The 16,841-nt window shown below is 64.0% G+C and carries 9 protein-coding genes; 6 read left to right on the top strand and 3 right to left on the bottom strand.

The genetic code is table 11. The annotated features are described in order from the left end of the window. Positions 1 to 213: 213 nt before the first annotated feature. The 6 genes from AC1A0G_RS11495 to AC1A0G_RS11470 all read left to right on the top strand — a co-directional run bounded on the left by AC1A0G_RS11495 (position 214) and on the right by AC1A0G_RS11470 (position 11,662). On the top strand, positions 214 to 684 hold the full coding sequence (locus AC1A0G_RS11495; protein WP_476529868.1) for a Beta-galactosidase C-terminal domain: 471 nt from the start codon (positions 214 to 216) through the stop codon (positions 682 to 684). 1,070 nt (positions 685 to 1,754) lie between these two features. Next, on the top strand, positions 1,755 to 2,831 hold the full coding sequence (locus tag AC1A0G_RS11490; RefSeq protein ID WP_476529867.1) for an alpha-arabinofuranosidase: 1,077 nt from the start codon (positions 1,755 to 1,757) through the stop codon (positions 2,829 to 2,831). 492 nt (positions 2,832 to 3,323) lie between these two features. Further along, complete coding sequence (locus tag AC1A0G_RS11485) at positions 3,324 to 5,708, top strand: glycosyl hydrolase 115 family protein (protein WP_476529865.1); 2,385 nt, start codon at positions 3,324 to 3,326, stop codon at positions 5,706 to 5,708. Between the two features lie 208 nt (positions 5,709 to 5,916). Then, a complete protein-coding gene (locus AC1A0G_RS11480; RefSeq protein WP_476529863.1) occupies positions 5,917 to 8,304 on the top strand; it encodes an alpha-L-arabinofuranosidase C-terminal domain-containing protein in 2,388 nt (795 codons plus the stop codon). Between the two features lie 365 nt (positions 8,305 to 8,669). Beyond that, a complete protein-coding gene (locus AC1A0G_RS11475) occupies positions 8,670 to 10,277 on the top strand; it encodes an MFS transporter (protein ID WP_476529861.1) in 1,608 nt (535 codons plus the stop codon). 353 nt (positions 10,278 to 10,630) lie between these two features. Continuing rightward, positions 10,631 to 11,662, top strand: coding sequence for a LacI family DNA-binding transcriptional regulator (locus AC1A0G_RS11470; RefSeq protein WP_476529860.1), 1,032 nt, complete (start codon positions 10,631 to 10,633; stop codon positions 11,660 to 11,662). A gap of 404 nt (positions 11,663 to 12,066) precedes the next feature. On the opposite strand, the gene AC1A0G_RS11465 is transcribed toward AC1A0G_RS11470, so the two are convergent. The 3 genes from AC1A0G_RS11465 to AC1A0G_RS11455 form a co-directional block, all read right to left on the bottom strand. Further along, positions 12,067 to 13,047 carry a uroporphyrinogen decarboxylase family protein gene (locus tag AC1A0G_RS11465; protein WP_476529858.1) on the bottom strand — a complete coding sequence of 327 codons (981 nt, stop codon included), beginning with the start codon at positions 13,045 to 13,047 and terminating at the stop codon, positions 12,067 to 12,069. 411 nt (positions 13,048 to 13,458) lie between these two features. Then, on the bottom strand, positions 13,459 to 15,315 hold the full coding sequence (locus AC1A0G_RS11460; protein ID WP_476529856.1) for a M20/M25/M40 family metallo-hydrolase: 1,857 nt from the start codon (positions 15,313 to 15,315) through the stop codon (positions 13,459 to 13,461). A 255-nt stretch (positions 15,316 to 15,570) separates the two neighbouring features. Continuing rightward, positions 15,571 to 16,827 carry a MalY/PatB family protein gene (locus AC1A0G_RS11455; RefSeq protein ID WP_476529854.1) on the bottom strand — a complete coding sequence of 419 codons (1,257 nt, stop codon included), beginning with the start codon at positions 16,825 to 16,827 and terminating at the stop codon, positions 15,571 to 15,573. Positions 16,828 to 16,841 lie beyond the last annotated feature (14 nt).

The following is a 16,841-nucleotide window of genomic DNA, read 5'->3' as shown; positions in this document are numbered from 1 at the left end:
CGCTTCGTCGCCATGCTGATCCTGTCTTCCATAAGACAAGCCAAACAGGACCGATACCGTTCGCGCTCATTCCCGATGAGGCACCACCACACCCTACGCGCTCAAAAAACGTGAGGCACGTCGACCGCCGCCGGCGCCGCGCCCGCGGACTATACTGGGGATTCTTCCGTCATTGCAGATAGTGCGAACGACGCAGCGGCCCCTCACGGCCGCGTGCTGTTCGACGTGCTTGAGGCCGATGAAGGCACAGCGGTACTCGCCACCTATGGCAGCGAATACTATGTTGGTACGCCCGCCTTCACGTTCCGCCCGAGCGCGGGCAATGGCGGTGTGTTCTATGCGGCCACGTTCCCGGACGATGCGGCCATGCCGCGATTCGTGGATGCGCTGCTCGCCGGCACCGGCATTGTCGGGCTCACGGACGCGCCGCTGGTCGGCATGGTCGAGCGGTCCGCGGTGGTTCCTGACGCCACGGTGTCTGCCGGGCTGCGCACGGTCGATCTCGAAGTCACGCGTCGCGTCGCGGCCGACGGCACCACGTTCACGTTCGTGCTCAACCCCGCAAACGCGCCAGTCTGCGTCGACTTGCCGCTCGCCGGCCGCGACCTCCTGACCGGCACGACCGTCACCCCCGGCCCTCGCGTCCTACCCCCGTTCGCGGTGCTCGTCATCGAGGCGCAATAAGGTCCGTGGTCGGGAAATGAGATCTGCGGTTGGTTTGAGCGGCGCGGTCGCGGTTGGCTTGAGCGGTGTAAGCAGCTTGAGCGGCGCGCCCCGACATAGGCGTGATGTTTTGGATAGGATCGGCTCGATGCCCGCCGAATTGTCACGCGGAGGTGCTTTCTGGCGTGATGTTTTGGATAGCGTCTGCTGGCTGCTATCCCGAATATCACGCAGAGGGACCTATTTGCGTGATATTCGGGCGGGGAGCGCGCAGACGTTGGGAATCGTGTCGAGCAATGCGGCGCTGCACCGCGGTGCGTTGTCACGTTTCGGGGCTCGGCGCGTTTCCACTCATCCCGCGCGCGGAACTAACGTGTTGTCACGCTTGCGCAGAATGCGGTCTATGACGACGGGTGTGGCGCGATATGTTGTCACGCCTGCGTCGGATAAGCGCTGTGACGGGAAGTGTGACAGGGCATGTGTCACGCTTCCTCGCATATGGCCGAATCCAGACAGGTGTGACAACTGTCGTCGCGGCGCATCCTTGATATTCCAAGGATGCGAAGTGCCGCGATCGCGTAGACGCAGATCGGGCTTGTCATACTTTGCGAAAAATACGTTCGATAAGGATTGCGTGACAACGATTCGTGCCACACCTTCGCTGTTCATCGATTGACGAAGCGGGGTGTGACACATCAGCCGTTACGCAGTGAGCAACAATCACGGAAAAGGAGCGTGCCACTATGTCGGTGGTGCTGAACGGACGTTCCGCAGTCCGTTGGAATGATGTGGAAGAAGCGAGAACTGGACACGAGCCTGAGCGAGATCGCGATACGGCCGGGCGGCACTGCATCGTGCGCGCAGGTGTTCCCGCTCTCGGCGAACGATGGCTGCGTCAGCGTGACAAACGTTGGCATGCCGACGTTCTGCGTGCTTTTGGATGATGATCGTCCGTGTCCGCGGCGGATCGTGCCGTCGTCGTCCGCACTCACCCCGTCTAGCCGGCCACCGACCTCACCGATCAACCCGTTCGCCCTCCACCAAGCAGTCCGCGTAATCGTTCCATTGCCAACGTATGAAAGGCTCCCATTATGACACCCACCTCCGCATACCTATTCGCGCACTTCACCGGCACCGAACAATCGGCCACCGACGAGCAGATCTACTTCGCGCTCAGCCGTGACGGCATCCACTGGCATGACACCCGTCCGAACGGTCATCCAGCTCTCGAATCGACGGTGGGCGAGCGCGGCGTACGCGACCCATTCCTCATCCGTGCGCATGGCATCGGCGACTCCACGGCCGCAATCGCTGCACACGGCCCGCGCGCGTACCTGCTCGCCACCGATCTGAGCATCTACCATCGTGGTGGCTGGACCACCGGCCGCGCCCGCGAAACCGGCAGCACCAGCATCGTCATCTGGGAAACCGACGATTTCGCGCACTGGAGCGAACCGCGCCTCGCCCCGATCGCCGCGACCATCCCCGGCGCGTGCTTCGCGTGGGCGCCCGAAGCCTGCTGGGATGAGGCGCGCCGGCAGTACATCGTCTACTGGGCCACCGGCTCGCACACAATGAACGTGCACGGCGACTTCCAGAACATGTACTACGCCACCACCCGCGATTTCGTGAGCTTTTCGGAGCCGGTCAAGTGGATCGACCGCGAGTCGTACTGCATCGACACCACCATGATCCACGCCGATGACGGCTGGTGGTACCGTGCGTCCGGCGACGGCCAGATCACCATCGAACGCACGCGCAACCCGTACGCGGTCACCGACGCGCCGCGAGCCGACCTCGAGACCGGTGACGGCGTGGACGAGTGGACGTACGTCGGTACGCTCAGCTCGATCTTCGACGACGATCTGCTGAGTGGCGGCTATCTGGAAGGCCCGGAACTGTTCCGGTTCAACGAGTCCGACGTGCGCGTGATCGATGGGCGGCCGATGCGATACGGGCTGATGTGCGACCAGTACCGGCTCGGGCGTGGGTATCTGCCGTTCCGGTCGGCCGACTTGGGTAGTACGGCACGTGCGGATTGGGATGCGGCGACGGATGTCGATCTCGGTTCGATCAAGAAGCGGCACGGCGGTATTCTGCCGATCACCGATGCCGAATACGAGGCGATCGAGCGCATGTTCGGGAGTCGGTCATCATGTACGGTCTGAGCGTGGGGGCGAGCGGCGTGATGTTTCGGATAGGAGCGCGCCGGCGCTGGGGATTATGTCACGCGATGTGTTGTCACGCTTGTGCGGGATACGGCTTTTTGCCAGCGAACCTAACTGTTGGATGTTGTCATGCTTGCACAGAATAGGGGATGGATATGACGGCAGGTGTGGCGCGATATGTTGTCACGCCCGCGCTGGATATGTGCTGTGGCAGGGAGCGTGACAGCGTGCGTGTCACGCTTGCTCATGTGTGGCCTAATCCGGGCAAGCGTGACAACAGCCGTCGCGGTGCATCCTTGGTATTTCAAGGATGTGAAGTAATGCGATTGTGCGGCCGCAGAACTGGCTGGTCACACTTCGCGAATCATACGCTCGATAAGGATTGTGTGACAACGATTCGTGCCACGCCCCCGCCGTTCATCGATTGACGAAGCAGAGTGTGACATATGGGAAGTCGCCACGCAGTGAAGAACGGTTTATGGAAAGGAATGCATGATGTCAGTGGTGCTGAACGGACGTTCCGCAGTCCGTTGGAATGATGCGGAAGAGACGACCGTACCGGAACCGGTCGCGTACGCGATCGAGGATCTGACGCATGATCTGGGCGTCGCGTTTGCGGGGGACGACGACGCAGATGGCGCGACGATCAATGTGCGCTATGACCACACGCTGGCCGCGGAACAATACCGCGTGACCGTCGACCCGTCCGCGAACGCCGTGACCGTCGCCGGCGCTGACGACCTCGGCTGCATCTACGGACTGTACGCGATCAGCCGTGAATGGCTCGGTTTCGAGGACTTCTGGTTCTGGAACGACCAGCGTCCGGCGGTGCGGCAATCGCTCAGCCTGCCCGATACCGCGCGGCTCGACTCACATCCCGCCGCCGTGCGCTACCGCGGCTGGTTCGTCAACGACGAGGTGCTTATCGTCTCGTGGAACATCCGCAACGACAACGAACTGACATGGCGCATGATCTTTGCCACGCTCCTGCGTGCCGGCGGCAACCTCGTCATCCCCGGTTCCGGCCAGAACATGGCCCCGCACTGGGATCTCGCGCATCGCATGGGCCTGTACGTCAACCAGCATCACGCCACGCCGCTCGGCTCGCGCCTGTTCTCCGAAGCCTACCCCGGTCTCAAGCCGCGCTGGCCGGAGGACCGAGACAAGTACGAGGCGCTGTGGCGCGAGGCGATCGCGCAGCGGTGCGGCGATGGCGGAACCGATCCGACGGCCAGGCACAACGATCCGAAGGTCGTGTGGACGCTCGGCTTCCGCGGCAGCTGCGACGGCCCGTTCTGGACCGACGATCCGCGATACACGACCGACGAGGAGCGTGGCCGCGTGCTGTCCGAAGCGATCAAAGCCGAATACGATCTCGTTCGCGCCGCCGATCCGAACGCGCCGGTGAGCACGTATCTGTATTCCGAATCGCTCGAACTGTACCGCAAGGGACTGCTGCACTTCCCCGACGACGTGATCAAGATCTGGTCCGACAACGGCTACGGTCGCATGATGGTGCGCCGCAACGGTAACTGGGACCCGCGCGAGCCGGCCATGCCGGACGCCGACGATCCCGGTGAGAACGGTATCTACTACCATGCGTCGTTCTATGACCTGCAGGCCGCCAACCACATCACCCAGATGCCCGAATCGCTCGACGACATCACGCGCGAACTCGAAACCGTGCTCGCGAACGGCGGCGACGCGCTGTGGGTCGTCAACTGCTCGAACGTCAAGCCGCACGTCGTCACGCTCGACCTCATTGCCCGCCTGTGGCGCGACGGTTCGCTCGCATCGCAGTCGTCTTCCCCTGTCATTTCGACCGAGGCGAAGCCGAGCGGAGAAATCTCTTCCTCCGCCGCTCCCTCACAAGATGTCTCGACTGCGCTGCGCTCCGCTCGACATGACACAAAGCAGCCGGTCGATCTGCATGCGCAGGTCGACGCGTTCCTGCTCGACTACTGCCGCCGCTACTACGGCGAGCCGTTCGCGCCGGCCGTGGCACGACTGTTCCGCGAGTACTGGGATGCGGCCGCGAGCTTCGGCGACGAATGGGACCAGAAGTGCGGCGAGCAGCTGTACACGTACATTCCGCGCATGATGATCACGCACTACCTGTCCGGCGGCCATGACGAGGAGGACGATCTCAAGTGGCTTACGCGCGGGGACTTCGCCGCTCAGATCGCGTGGGTCAAGCAGTTGTGCGCCGACGTCTTGCCACGATACGAGCGGCTCGTGCGCGACTGCGAACGCACCGCGCTCGACGCGGAGTCGTCGGATGCGGCGACGTATGCGGAGGCCCGCGCGGACGGTGATGTCGCGCGGACGTCGACTGTGCGCGATTCGATCTGCGGATCAGCTGTATGCGACGTGGCTGTGCGCGATTCGGCCGTATCCATCGTCGATCACGATGATCCGACCGCGCGGCACGACGCCGGCGCTCGTGCAGCACGGCTCATCCGCGACACGATCGGCCTGCAATCGACCATCTACCGCGAGTGCGCGGCCGGCACGCTGCTCGTGTGCGAGTCGCTCGAACAGGCGCTCGCCGGCGACTTCAAGCACGCGTTCTACCACGCCGGACTCGCCCGCGAACGCTTCCAGTCCGGCGACGCGGCGATGCGCGCCCGCGAACACGGCGTCTGGCAGGGCTTTTGGGCGAATGACTGCCTCGCGGACGTCAAGTTCTCCGGTCAGGTGTGCGCCGCGCTCATGTCCTACCTGCGCAATCGCGGCGACGGCCCGCACTACGTCGGTTGGAAGCACGAGTTCTGCTACGCCGAGCAGTGGCGCGACGTGATCGTCGTGCTCAACATGGAGAACCACGAGTCCGACGACGAGATCTTCCAGGCTATGAAGCGTGCGTGGCAGCGGTGATCTGTACCGGTACGGAAAAGTGTTGATGATCGGTGATCGTATGGAATGTGTGGAAAACGTTGCGATAGTGCGGGACTCACCGAACTGACTGCGTGGTTGTGGATTGTGTAGTGATCAGTAATATATGTAACGGTACATATTTACCGATGATCGGACGGCGATGTCAGCTGGGCGTCGCCGCCGACCAACGAAACGTAAGGGGTTTGACATGACCGACAAGCTCGTCGCGACGCTCGACAAGGCCGGGGTGCGCAAGATCAGCACCGACCTGTGGGGCATCTTCTTCGAGGACATCAGCTATTCGGGCGACGGCGGCCTGAACAGCGAGCTCGTGCAGAACGGCGCGTTCGAATACAACCGCGCGGACAGCCAGGACTGGAGCAACTACACCGCATGGCGCAAGATCGTACCGGCCGGCTCGTTCGCCGCGTTCGCAGTGGGGGAGAAGGCCCCGGTCGCGATCGAGAACCCGCACTACGCGACCGTCGAGATCGGCTCGGTCGACGGCGGGTCGCCCGCGCTCGAGAACATCGGCTTCGACGGCATGGTGTTCCGCGCCGGCGAAACCTACCACTTCTCCGTCTGGACGCGCGTCCACGGCAAGGAACTGCCGCTGACCGTGACCTTGCGTGGCGACCACGGCGAAACCCTCGCCGAGGCAAGCCTCGTCGCTCCCGAATCCTACGCGTGCGGCGACTGGTCGTGGCTTCAGGCCTCCCTGACCATCCCCGCCCAGCAGGGCGGCGCCGAGTCCGACGAGCTGCCCGTCGTCGCCACGCAGGGCACGCTGCGCATCGCGTTCGACCAGCCCGGCACCGTCGACATCGACTTCGTCTCCTGCGAGCCGCAAACCACCTACAACGGCCTCGAACACTTCCGCCCCGACCTCGTCAAGGCGCTCGCCGACCTGCATCCGCGCTTCATGCGCTTCCCCGGCGGCTGCATCACGCACGGCCTCGGCATGAGCAACATGTACCACTGGAACACCACCATCGGCGACGTGGAACACCGCCCGCACAACTTCAACGTGTGGGGCTACCACCAGTCGTTCCGCATCGGCTTCTACGAGTACTTCCGCCTGTGCGAGACCATCGGCGCCAAGCCCCTGCCCGTACTGCCGGCCGGCGTGAGCTGCCAGAACACGAGCCAGGGCCCGGTTCCGGTCGCGCAGGAGGACATGCCCGCCTACATCGACGAGGTGCTCGGCCTCATCGACTTCTGCAACGCCGACCCGGCCACCAACGCGTGGGCCGCCAAGCGCGCCGAGATGGGCCATCCGGAGCCGTTCAACCTCGAATATCTTGGGCTAGGCAACGAGGATCTCATCGACGACGTGTTCAAGAATCGCTTCCAGCAGATCTTCGACGCAGTCAAGCGCGAGCACCCCGAAATCACCGTCGTCGGCACGGTCGGCCCCGCGCCGAGCGGCCAGGACTACGAGCAGGGCTGGGCGTACGCGCGCGAGGCCGGCATCCCGATCGTCGACGAGCACTCGTACCAGGCGCCGAGCTGGTGGTTCCACAACCTCGACCACTACGACCACACCGATCGCAAGGGCCCGAAGGTCTACCTCGGCGAATACGGCTCGTGGGGCACGGGTCTGATCAACGGCCTGTCCGAAGCCGCGTTCATGAGCCGCATGGAATTGAACGGCGACGTCGTGCACATGGCATCGTATGCACCGCTGTTCTGCAAGCACGGCCACAGCAGCTGGAACCCCGACCTCATCTACTTTGACAACGAACGCACCTACCTGCCGTACAGCTACTGGGTGCAGCAGATGTACGCGACCACCACGGCCGACACCGCATGGCCGGTCGCGATCGACGGCAAGACCACGTTCCGCCGCGAGCTGCCGGACACGATCAAACTGGCGCTCGACGGCGGCGCGCACGCCGACTTCACCGACTTCTCGATCGAAACCGCGGACGGCCAGCGCGTCGACCTGCCGGACGTCAACTATCGCGGCAGCCACGTCGATCTGCCGGTCGACCTCGCGGCGGACGCGTACACGATCCGCGCGACCGTCACGTACCACGTCGGCATGTGGGGCGTGCAGATCACGTCCGGCGACATCACGGGCAAGAACCACAACAAGATCTCGCTCGGCCGCGGATTCCACCTGCAGGTCATCCGCGACGGCAGCGGCTACAACATCGCCGGCACCGAAACGTCGATGGATGCGGTGCGGCCGGGCACGGTGTGGCATGTGCGCGTCGAGGTCGCCGATCGCGGCGAGTCGATGAAGCTGTACATCGACGACCAGCTGGTCGCCGAAGGCCGCGAGGTCGCCGACGAGCCGCGCCGCACGGTGACGGTGTCGCGCGATTCGGCCGCCGGCGTGGACTACGTGCGTATCGTCAACGCGCTGCCCGATGCGGTGGACGTCGACCTGACGCAGGTGCTCGACGAGCTGGGCGTTCCGGCCGAGTCGCGTGCGGTGGTGACCGCGACCGTGCTCGCCGGCGACGACCCGTACGCCGGCCAGAACCCGGTCGGCAGCGAATCGCCGCAGCCGACCGCCCACGAGGTGAACCTCGCCGCCGGCACCTACGCCGCCCCCGCCTGGTCCTTCACCACCCTCGCCATCAAGTAGTCGATTCCCCTGTCATTTCGAACTAAGCGCATCCCCTGTCATTTCGACCGAGCGAAGCGAGCGGAGAAATCTTATGGAGAACAACACCTCGGTAAGATTTCTCGACTCCGCTTCGCTCCGCTCGAAATGACACAACATGACTATTCTGCTCCCCTGAAGGGACGTTGCCGTGAAGCAAACAGTGGAACTGTTTGTAGGCAACGTGCGAGCCAACGGGCGAGCCGACAAAATGCGGCCGTAGGCCGTCCGTAATTGCAGGACGAGCTGTCAGCGAAGCTGACTGAGGGGGTGAAACACCCAACGCATACAAATCTGACAAAGTACCATAAGAAGTGAAGACGCCGTAGCGGCTGATAAGGAAGTGCATGTTGACAGGTACGAACTCAGACGATAGCAACGTCGACGCTTCCGCCACCCCCTCAAGCCCCGCCCTGCGCGCCGCCGTCTCCACCCCCGGCCCTCGCAAAATCACCATGCGCGACGCCATCGGCTTCGGCATCGGCGACTTCTACGGCGGCGGCCAGCTCACGCTCATCGCCACCTACCTGTCCCTGTTCTGGACGCGCTTCTGCGGCATGTCCATCGCGCAATCGCAGACCATCATCGGTCTGAGCGCGTTCGTCAGCGCCGTCGCCGCGCTCTGCTTCGGCGTCGCCGACGACAACCTCTACCGCTATCCGATCGGCCGCCGTTTCGGCCGCCGCCGACTGCTCCTGCTCATCACCGCACCGCTGCTCCTGTTCGGCGTCTTCCTGTGGATTCCCGGCCAGCCGGTCGCCGTCTACACCGCCGCCTATGTGCTCTGGGTCGTGCTCGCGCAGCTCTTTCAAACCGCATACAATCCACTGCCCGGCGAAATGACCCCCGACTTCAACGGCCGCACCAAACTGTCCACCGTCCGCATGTTCATCTCCACCGGCTCGACCACCGTCATCCCGCTCGCCGGCGGCGCGGCCATCGCCATCGCGGGCGAGTCCAGCCCGGCCGGCTACATGATGTTCATCATCGCCACGACCATCCTGTTCGCGCTCGCCGTGTTCGCCAGCTGGCGCGTTACATGGGAGATGACCCCGGAACAGGCCGGCTTCGGCGCGTACGCGCGCGGCGAGATCCGCGAAGGCCACATCGGCGCGCGCGGCTGGCTCAGGCGCGCCGGCAAAGTCCTGCGCGAGTATGCGAGCACCCTGCGCGTGGCCGAATTCCGCAAGCATCTGACGATCTACCTGCTCGTGCAGATGTCGATGGACGTGTTCGGCCAGACCTTCGTGTTCTTCGTCGTCTACGACTGGAACCGCACCGCCGCGTTCGCCTCGCTGCTGCTCGGCTGCACGGCGATCTCACTGCCGCTCATGCCGCTGTTCGGACTCGGCATGACCAAACTCGGGCCGCGGCGCATGTACGCGATCAACTACGCGGGGTGCGCGGTTGGCGTGATCTGGCTGTTCGTCGCGTGGATGGCCGCCGCCGGCGCGATGCCCGGCCCGCTTTCCGGCCCCGCGTGGACGGTGTTCGCCGTGGCCGGATCACTGTGGTTCTTCGCGTTCAAGGCGATGTGCGGCTACCTGCCGTGGGCCGTGTTCCCGTACATCGCCGACATCGACCAGCTGGTCACGCGGCGGTACCGTTCGGCCACGTTCGCCGGATTGCAGGCGTCGCTGCGGCAGGTATGCTCCGGCATCGGCACGATCGCGGTCGGCGTGATCCTGTCCGCGGTCGGCTTCGACGCGACTCGGTCGTCGCAATCGCTGCCCGCACGCATCGGCTTGGGTGCGGTGCTGCTCGGCGGTTTCGCGCTCGCGATGATGATCTGCTGGATCGTCTCCGCGCATCTGATCATCGACAAACGCACCGATGCGATCGTGCTGCGCGAGATCGACCGCCTGCGCAACGGCGGCCGCAAAACCGACGTCACCGCCGAAACCCGCCGCACCGTCCAATCCCTCACCGGTCTGCCCTACGACCAGTGCTGGTAGCAGTGACGACTGCTGTTATTGCACGTCACCAGTGGCTGATCTCATGTGGATTCCCTGATCGTTTCCTTATGCTCCCCCTGAAGGGACGTTGCCGTGAAGCAAACAGTGGAACTGTTTGTAGGCAACGTGCGAGCCAACGGGCGAGCCGACAAAACGCGGCCGCAGGTCGTCCGTAATTGCAGGACGAGCTGTCGGCGAAGCTGACTGAGGGGGTGAAACACCCGGTGCGGTGATACCCAAAGCAGAGGCAATCCAAGCGCAACACCCCGCCACGCGAAGGATTGACACGATTGAACAGGTCGTGGCGTACAGTGGAACGCAGAATCCTACTGATGTGAGCAAAGGACGAGATCATGGTCACGATGAGCGATGTCGCCAAAGCAGCCGGCGTGTCACGCGCGACGGTGTCGTACGCGTTGCGCGGCGACCCGCGCATCACCGAATCCACCGCGAAGAAAATCCGCGAGGTGGCCGCCAGTCTGCATTACAACGCGAACCTGTCGGCCCGCTCGCTGCGTTCCGGCCGCACCGGCATCATCGGCGTGGCGATCTTCGAACTCGACCGGCCGTATCCGTCCGAAATGAGCGCCGCCATGTCGCGCGAGATCGCAAGTCGCGGCTATCAGGCCATCGTCCAGCAGACGTCCAGCGAAAAGGACGACGAGATCGCGATCCTGCAGAAGGTCACGAGCCAGCTGTGCGACGGCATGATCTTCAGCCCGGCCAAAGTCGCCGACGAGGAGCTGAGGGCCATGTCGCACGGCAAACCGATGGTGCTGCTCGACGACCTGTCGCCTGACCCGGTGTTCGATTCGGTCGCCACGGCCTGCGAGGCGGGCGCGCAAGCGGCCGTGAGCCACCTGATCGAGGTCGGCTGCAAGCATATCGTCGTGGTCGGCTCGCCCTATGAGCTGCTTGTGGAGGACCGCATGGCCACGACCGTGCGCGGCCGGCGTGTACTCGGCTGCTTGCGCGCGTTCGAACAGGCCGGCATCGAGGCCGGTCCGAACAACTTCCTCGACATCGAGACGTGGACGTCGGATTGCGCACGTGAGGCTGCACATCGGTTGGTCGATGCGGATCATGACCGTCAGGTCGACGGCGTGTTCTGCATGACCGATACGGTCGCGCTCGGCTTCCTGCGCGGACTGGCCGACCGCGGTGTGCGCGTGCCGGACGACATCGCGGTGGTCGGCTTCGACGGCATTTCCGAAAGCGAGTATTCGATTCCGTCGCTGACCACCGTGCGCACCGATCTGGACGATCTGGCGCACAAGGCCGTCGGCCTGCTCGTCGACCAGATCGAACGCGACGGAGAGCCGCGCGACCCGCAGCGGCTCACCGCCGCCTTCGACCTCGTCGTACGCGAATCCACCCGCCGCTAGCGGCCGGATCATCACGCAAACAGGCTTTCTTGCGTGATGTTTTGGATAGCAGACCACCGTTAGTGGCTGGATCATCACGCGAATAGGTGTTCTTGCGTGATGTTTTGGATAGCAAGCCACCGTTGGTAGCTGGAATATCACGCGAATGGGCTTTCTGACGTGATATTCCGGATAGTAGTGGGACTTTGCTATCCGGAATATCACGCAAACAGGGTTCTCGGCGTGATGTTTGGGATAGTAGTGGGGCTTTGCTATCAAAAACATCACGCAAAACGGTGTCGGTTCGGCAATCCGTAGATCCGCAATTCGATGGGATGCGGTCACAGGCTGTGACCACAGGCCGCAATCACAGGCCCGCGGTCATAATCACAGGCAATCACAGGCCGCGGTCGCAAACCGCAAAATCACAGACTGCGCGCGGCCTCGACGACCCAGCGGATGTGATCCCAGTCGATGTTCGCGTCGATCGTGCAATCGCCGCCCAGAATCAGCCCGCGCTTGCCGTGATCGAGGATCAGGTCGCGCGTATACTGCTGCAGCTCATCCTTGCTGCCGGTATAAATTAGCCCCTGCTGAATCTTGCCGTCCCAGTGCGTCTCGAACCCGCCCATGCACGAGCGGCCGCCGAAGAACGCGCGGCCCTCGTCCAGCGTCAGCCCTTCCACGAACACCGCCCAGTTCACGGTCTTCACCGGGTAGTCTTGCCAGATCGCAAGCTGGTTCGGCGCGCCCGCCCAGCCGCACATGTGCATGATGTTGTTCTCCGAATACCGGTTCGCATGCTCGAGCACATACAGGTCGCTCGGCGTGACGAGCTTGTGGTACTGCTCGACGCTGAAGCGCGCCGCCTCGCCGCCCTGCACGCAGTAGTACACGCCGTCGCAGCCGGCTTCCTCGATCAGGCGGCGGCACAGTTCGGCCTGTGTAATCGCGATCCGATCGAGCGCGGACATCACCGGTTCCGGCGTGGCCTTGAGCGCGTCCGTCACGTCGTCGTACGTCTTGCCGGCGAACTCGTACGCGAACCGCAGCGCGGACAGCGGGCAGAACACGTTGTAGAACACGCAGCGTTCCTCGCCGATCGCCTCGACGATGCGCTTGGCGCGTTCGACCTGATCGGTGATGTACGGGTCGTCCGGCGCGAGCGGGCGGATCGCCGACCAGTCGTTGTGCGCGATCGCGTCCGCGTCGACCTGATACGGGAAGTAGCCGTCGCACATGATCTTCACGAAGTCGAGATCGGTGTCGCGATAGTACTTGAGATGCGCCGCGATGTTCGCCTCGCCCGTGGCTTCGTCGCCGGCGAAGTGGAACCAGAAGCCGACCGGCACGTGGTCGACCGGCAGGTTGTTCATCGCGTTCAGCATGCGCGTACGTTTATCCATAATTGCTCCTTTGGATTGGTTGGGTTGAGTTGAGGTTGGGTTGATGTGCAGCGTTGTTTTCCCAGTCATTTCGTCTGGTGCAGGCTTTTCTTGTCATGTCGGCCGAGCGCAGCTTTTCCTGTCATTTCGACCGAGCGCAGCGAGCGGAGAAATCTCTTCCCGCTGACGGCCCTGAAAGATTTCTCGATTCGGCTTCGCCTCACTCGGAATGACAGGGTACGTCGTTCGCCTCGCTCGAAATGACACAGCGGTATGCGGTTGGTCGGCGGGCGGTTGGTTACTGAACTGGGCCGTTCTCTTCCTCTGTGCTCCCCCTGAAGGGGGAGCTGGCAGCGAAGCTGACTGAGGGGGTGAACACGGCATCACCTCCGCCCCAACGGAACGCTCGCCATGCGTCCTCGCGCACAACGCTCACGCCAGCTGCCGATCAATTCGCGGGATCGCTGCCGCGTAGACCGCGAACGCCTGCCGCAGCCGCCCGATCGACACCCACTCGTTCGGCCCGTGCGCACCGCCATGCACGAAATCCGGCCCCGGCACGGTCTTGCCCGCGCGCACCAGATCATCGTCGCCCGGCAGCCCCGGCCCGAAGTTGATCGCGTTCGCAATCACGCGCGCATGCGTGCCGCCGCCCATCGCATACGGCGTGGCGTGCGTGCCCATGATGCGGTTGTACACGTCGGTGAGCAGCGTCACGCGCGGATCGTCGCGCGGCACCGCATACGGCGGCTCGATCTCGGCATCCGCGACTTGCCCGCCGGCTTTTGTGACCTCGCTCGCAATCCGGTCCACAACATCCCGCGGCGATTGCGTGACCGCATGACGCACGTCGATCGTCATCGTCAGCTCGTCGCCGGTCGTTTCGATCAGACCGAGATTCAGCGTCGTCCGACCGGATTCGGCGTCCGTATAATCCGCGCCGAATCCGGTACCGTACGCGTCCGCGGTCCAGTCGCGCAGTGCGGCGAACAGCGAGACGACGGCAACGTAAGCGGGGGAGAAGCATGATGACGGTTCGGCTGCGGCATCACGATACCGTTCGTCTTCGGTCCGACCGGTTGCGCCGGCAGTGCCGCTGATCGTCTGCAGGGCGGACTCGGCACCGCGTGCGGCACCGGACCGGCCGCGAGCGAACGTGTCAGTCATCGCGCTCGCCAGCAGTTGCACGGCGTTGACCGTGCCGTCCGGGAACGCGGCGTGACCCGAACGGCCGTGCGCGGTGACGGTCACGCGGTTGCCGTTCGTGACTGCGACGACGGTCGTCGCGGACTGTGCCGACGCAGAAACCGTGAAATCATGCGGCTGATCGTGGCGTTCGTTGATCGCGGCGGCCAGTTGCGCGGCGGTCCGATCGGACTCGCATGCGATGATGACATGCGCTTCGCCGGGAACGGCATTCGCGCTTGCGCCGGCGGTCAGGCTGATGATTGACGACGGCCGGGGGAGTGCAAAGCGCACCGTGATCTCGCCCTTCTGTGCCACGTTCACCGGGAACCCGCAGTCGGTGATGATCGCCTGATACGGCGCGCCATGATGGCGCACGTACTGGCGCATGTCGTCCAGCCCGGTCTCCTCCGCGCCGCCGTACATCACGCGCAGCGGATGATGGAACGCGATGCCGGCCTCGCGGTAGTAGCGCAGCAGATACAGGTTGAGCAGCGCCATGCCCTTGTTGTCGTCCGCGCCGCGGCCGATCACGTAGCCGTCGCGCTCGTACGGCTCGAACGGGTCGGATTCCCAGCCCGGGCCGGCCGGCACCACGTCGAGGTGCGAGACCATCGCGATGTCGTGTCGACCGGCGAACGGATCGGTGCCGGCATCGGCGCTTTGTGTGGAATCGTCAAGGTACTGCGCGGCGTCGAACACCGACATGGCGTATCCCTCGTGATCGCGCGAGCCAAAACCATAGGTGTGCGCGGTGCGCGCGGCTTCGGCGAACATGTCGGCCACGCCGCGGCCGTATGGTGCGCCCGGTTCGGCCTTCGACTCGTCGGATACGGACGGCACGCGCACCCAACGCAGCAGATCATCCACGAACTGCGCGCGATGCGCGTCGAACCACGTCAGCGCCGCAGCGGTGTCGGCGGTCAGATTGTCGGTCGGTCCGCCATCGGTGTGATGGGTCGGGGCGTTGGCCGTTGCACTGTCTGTGCTTCGGATGCCAGATGTCGGGACATCCGCGTTTTGGGTGCCGGCTACGGTATCGGCGGCGGCGTTGACGTCTGCGGCCTTGTCGGCATCATTGCTTGAATCGATTACATTCCCCATATGCATCATCCTACCCGTTTTCGGGTGCCTGCCATGTCCTTATCTCAACTATGAGACCGGTCAATTGCATTCAATCAGGTCAAAAGCCGAGTCATTTCCGCGTCGCACGGACTCAGTTTTCGGCCCAGTACTTTGTCGGACTTACATTGACGCATTGTTATTCTCGGCCCCCTCGGCTGAGGGGGCCGTCGGCGAAGCCGACTGGGGGAGCGTCAAACCCATCGCATTAGGTCCGACAAAGTACTAGTCGAAACGTCACGCGGCGTCGCGCAGATCGGCTCGGCTCAACGAGCCGGCAGCGGCTGAGGCCGTCGCCGGCAGCAGACCGTCGGCCCGCAACGCGGCCGCCATCTGATCGAGGCACCGTTCGAGCAGCGGATACGGCATCGCGAAGTTCATACGCACGCATCCCGCGCCCGCCGCCCCGCACTCACGCCCGTCGGTGAGCGCCACGCCGGCCTTCTCCAGGAAGTAGCGAGCCGGATCGGCGATCCCCAACCCGTTGAAATCAAGCCACGCGATGTACGTGCCCTGCGGCCGCACGTACCCCACGCCCGGGAACTGCCTGCGCATCCGCTCGTCGACCAGCGCCGCATTGCGCTTGACGTACTTGAGCACCTCGTCGAACCACAGTCCGCCCTCCTCGTAGGCGGCCGTGGACGCGATCGCGCCGATCGTGGCGGTCTGGTGCTCCGACCATTCGCAGCGCGTGTCCCACATGCGCACATCGTCGGGATTCGTAAGGATCACCTGCGCGCACTTCGTGCCCGGGATGTTGAACGACTTCGATGCGGAGGTCGCCGTGAACGCCTGCCGCGCGGTCGTCTCGTCGATCGCCGCGAACGGCACATGACGGTAGCCGTCGAAGACGAACGGTGCGTGGATCTCGTCGGAGAAAACGCGCACATCGTAGCGTTCCGCAAGTTCAGAGATCAGCAGCATCTCGTCGGTCGTGCAGACCTTGCCGATCGGATTGTGCGGGTTGCACAGCACGAACGCATGGCAGCCGGCGCGGAACGTGTCCTCGATCGCCGCGAAGTCGAACTTCCAATCGGAGGCCTCGCGCAGCATCGGAATCTCGATGCAGTCCACGTCGTACAGCCGCGGCAGGCTCAGGAACGGCATGTACGCCGGCGTCGGCACGATCACGCTGCCGCCGTGGCCGACGATCTCGCGCAGGAAGATCTCGAACGCCTCGACCACGTCGGGCACGACGCGAATCTGCGAGGTATCCACGTTCCACCGGTAGCGGTTGCGCTGCCAGTCGGCGCACGCCTTGGCGACCTGCCGCTTCCACGGCGTGGGGATGTAGCCGAGCGCGCACTCGCTGACGGCCTGGTCGATGGCCCGCTGGATGCACGGCGCCAGGCCGAAGTCCATTTCCGCGATGAACGCGCCCACGCAGCCGGGGTAGCGCGACCACTTGTCGCTGCCGCCGCGCGCGAGTTCGTCGGCGGTTTTCCGATCAATGGCCTGTGCGTCGAATCCGATGATGTCCTTGATGTAATCCATGCCTTCTACTGTCG

Source organism: Bifidobacterium sp. LH_230 (genome assembly GCF_056357555.1).
The sequence above is the reverse complement of the archived record's forward strand: the minus strand, read 5'-3'. Positions and strand labels throughout refer to the sequence as shown.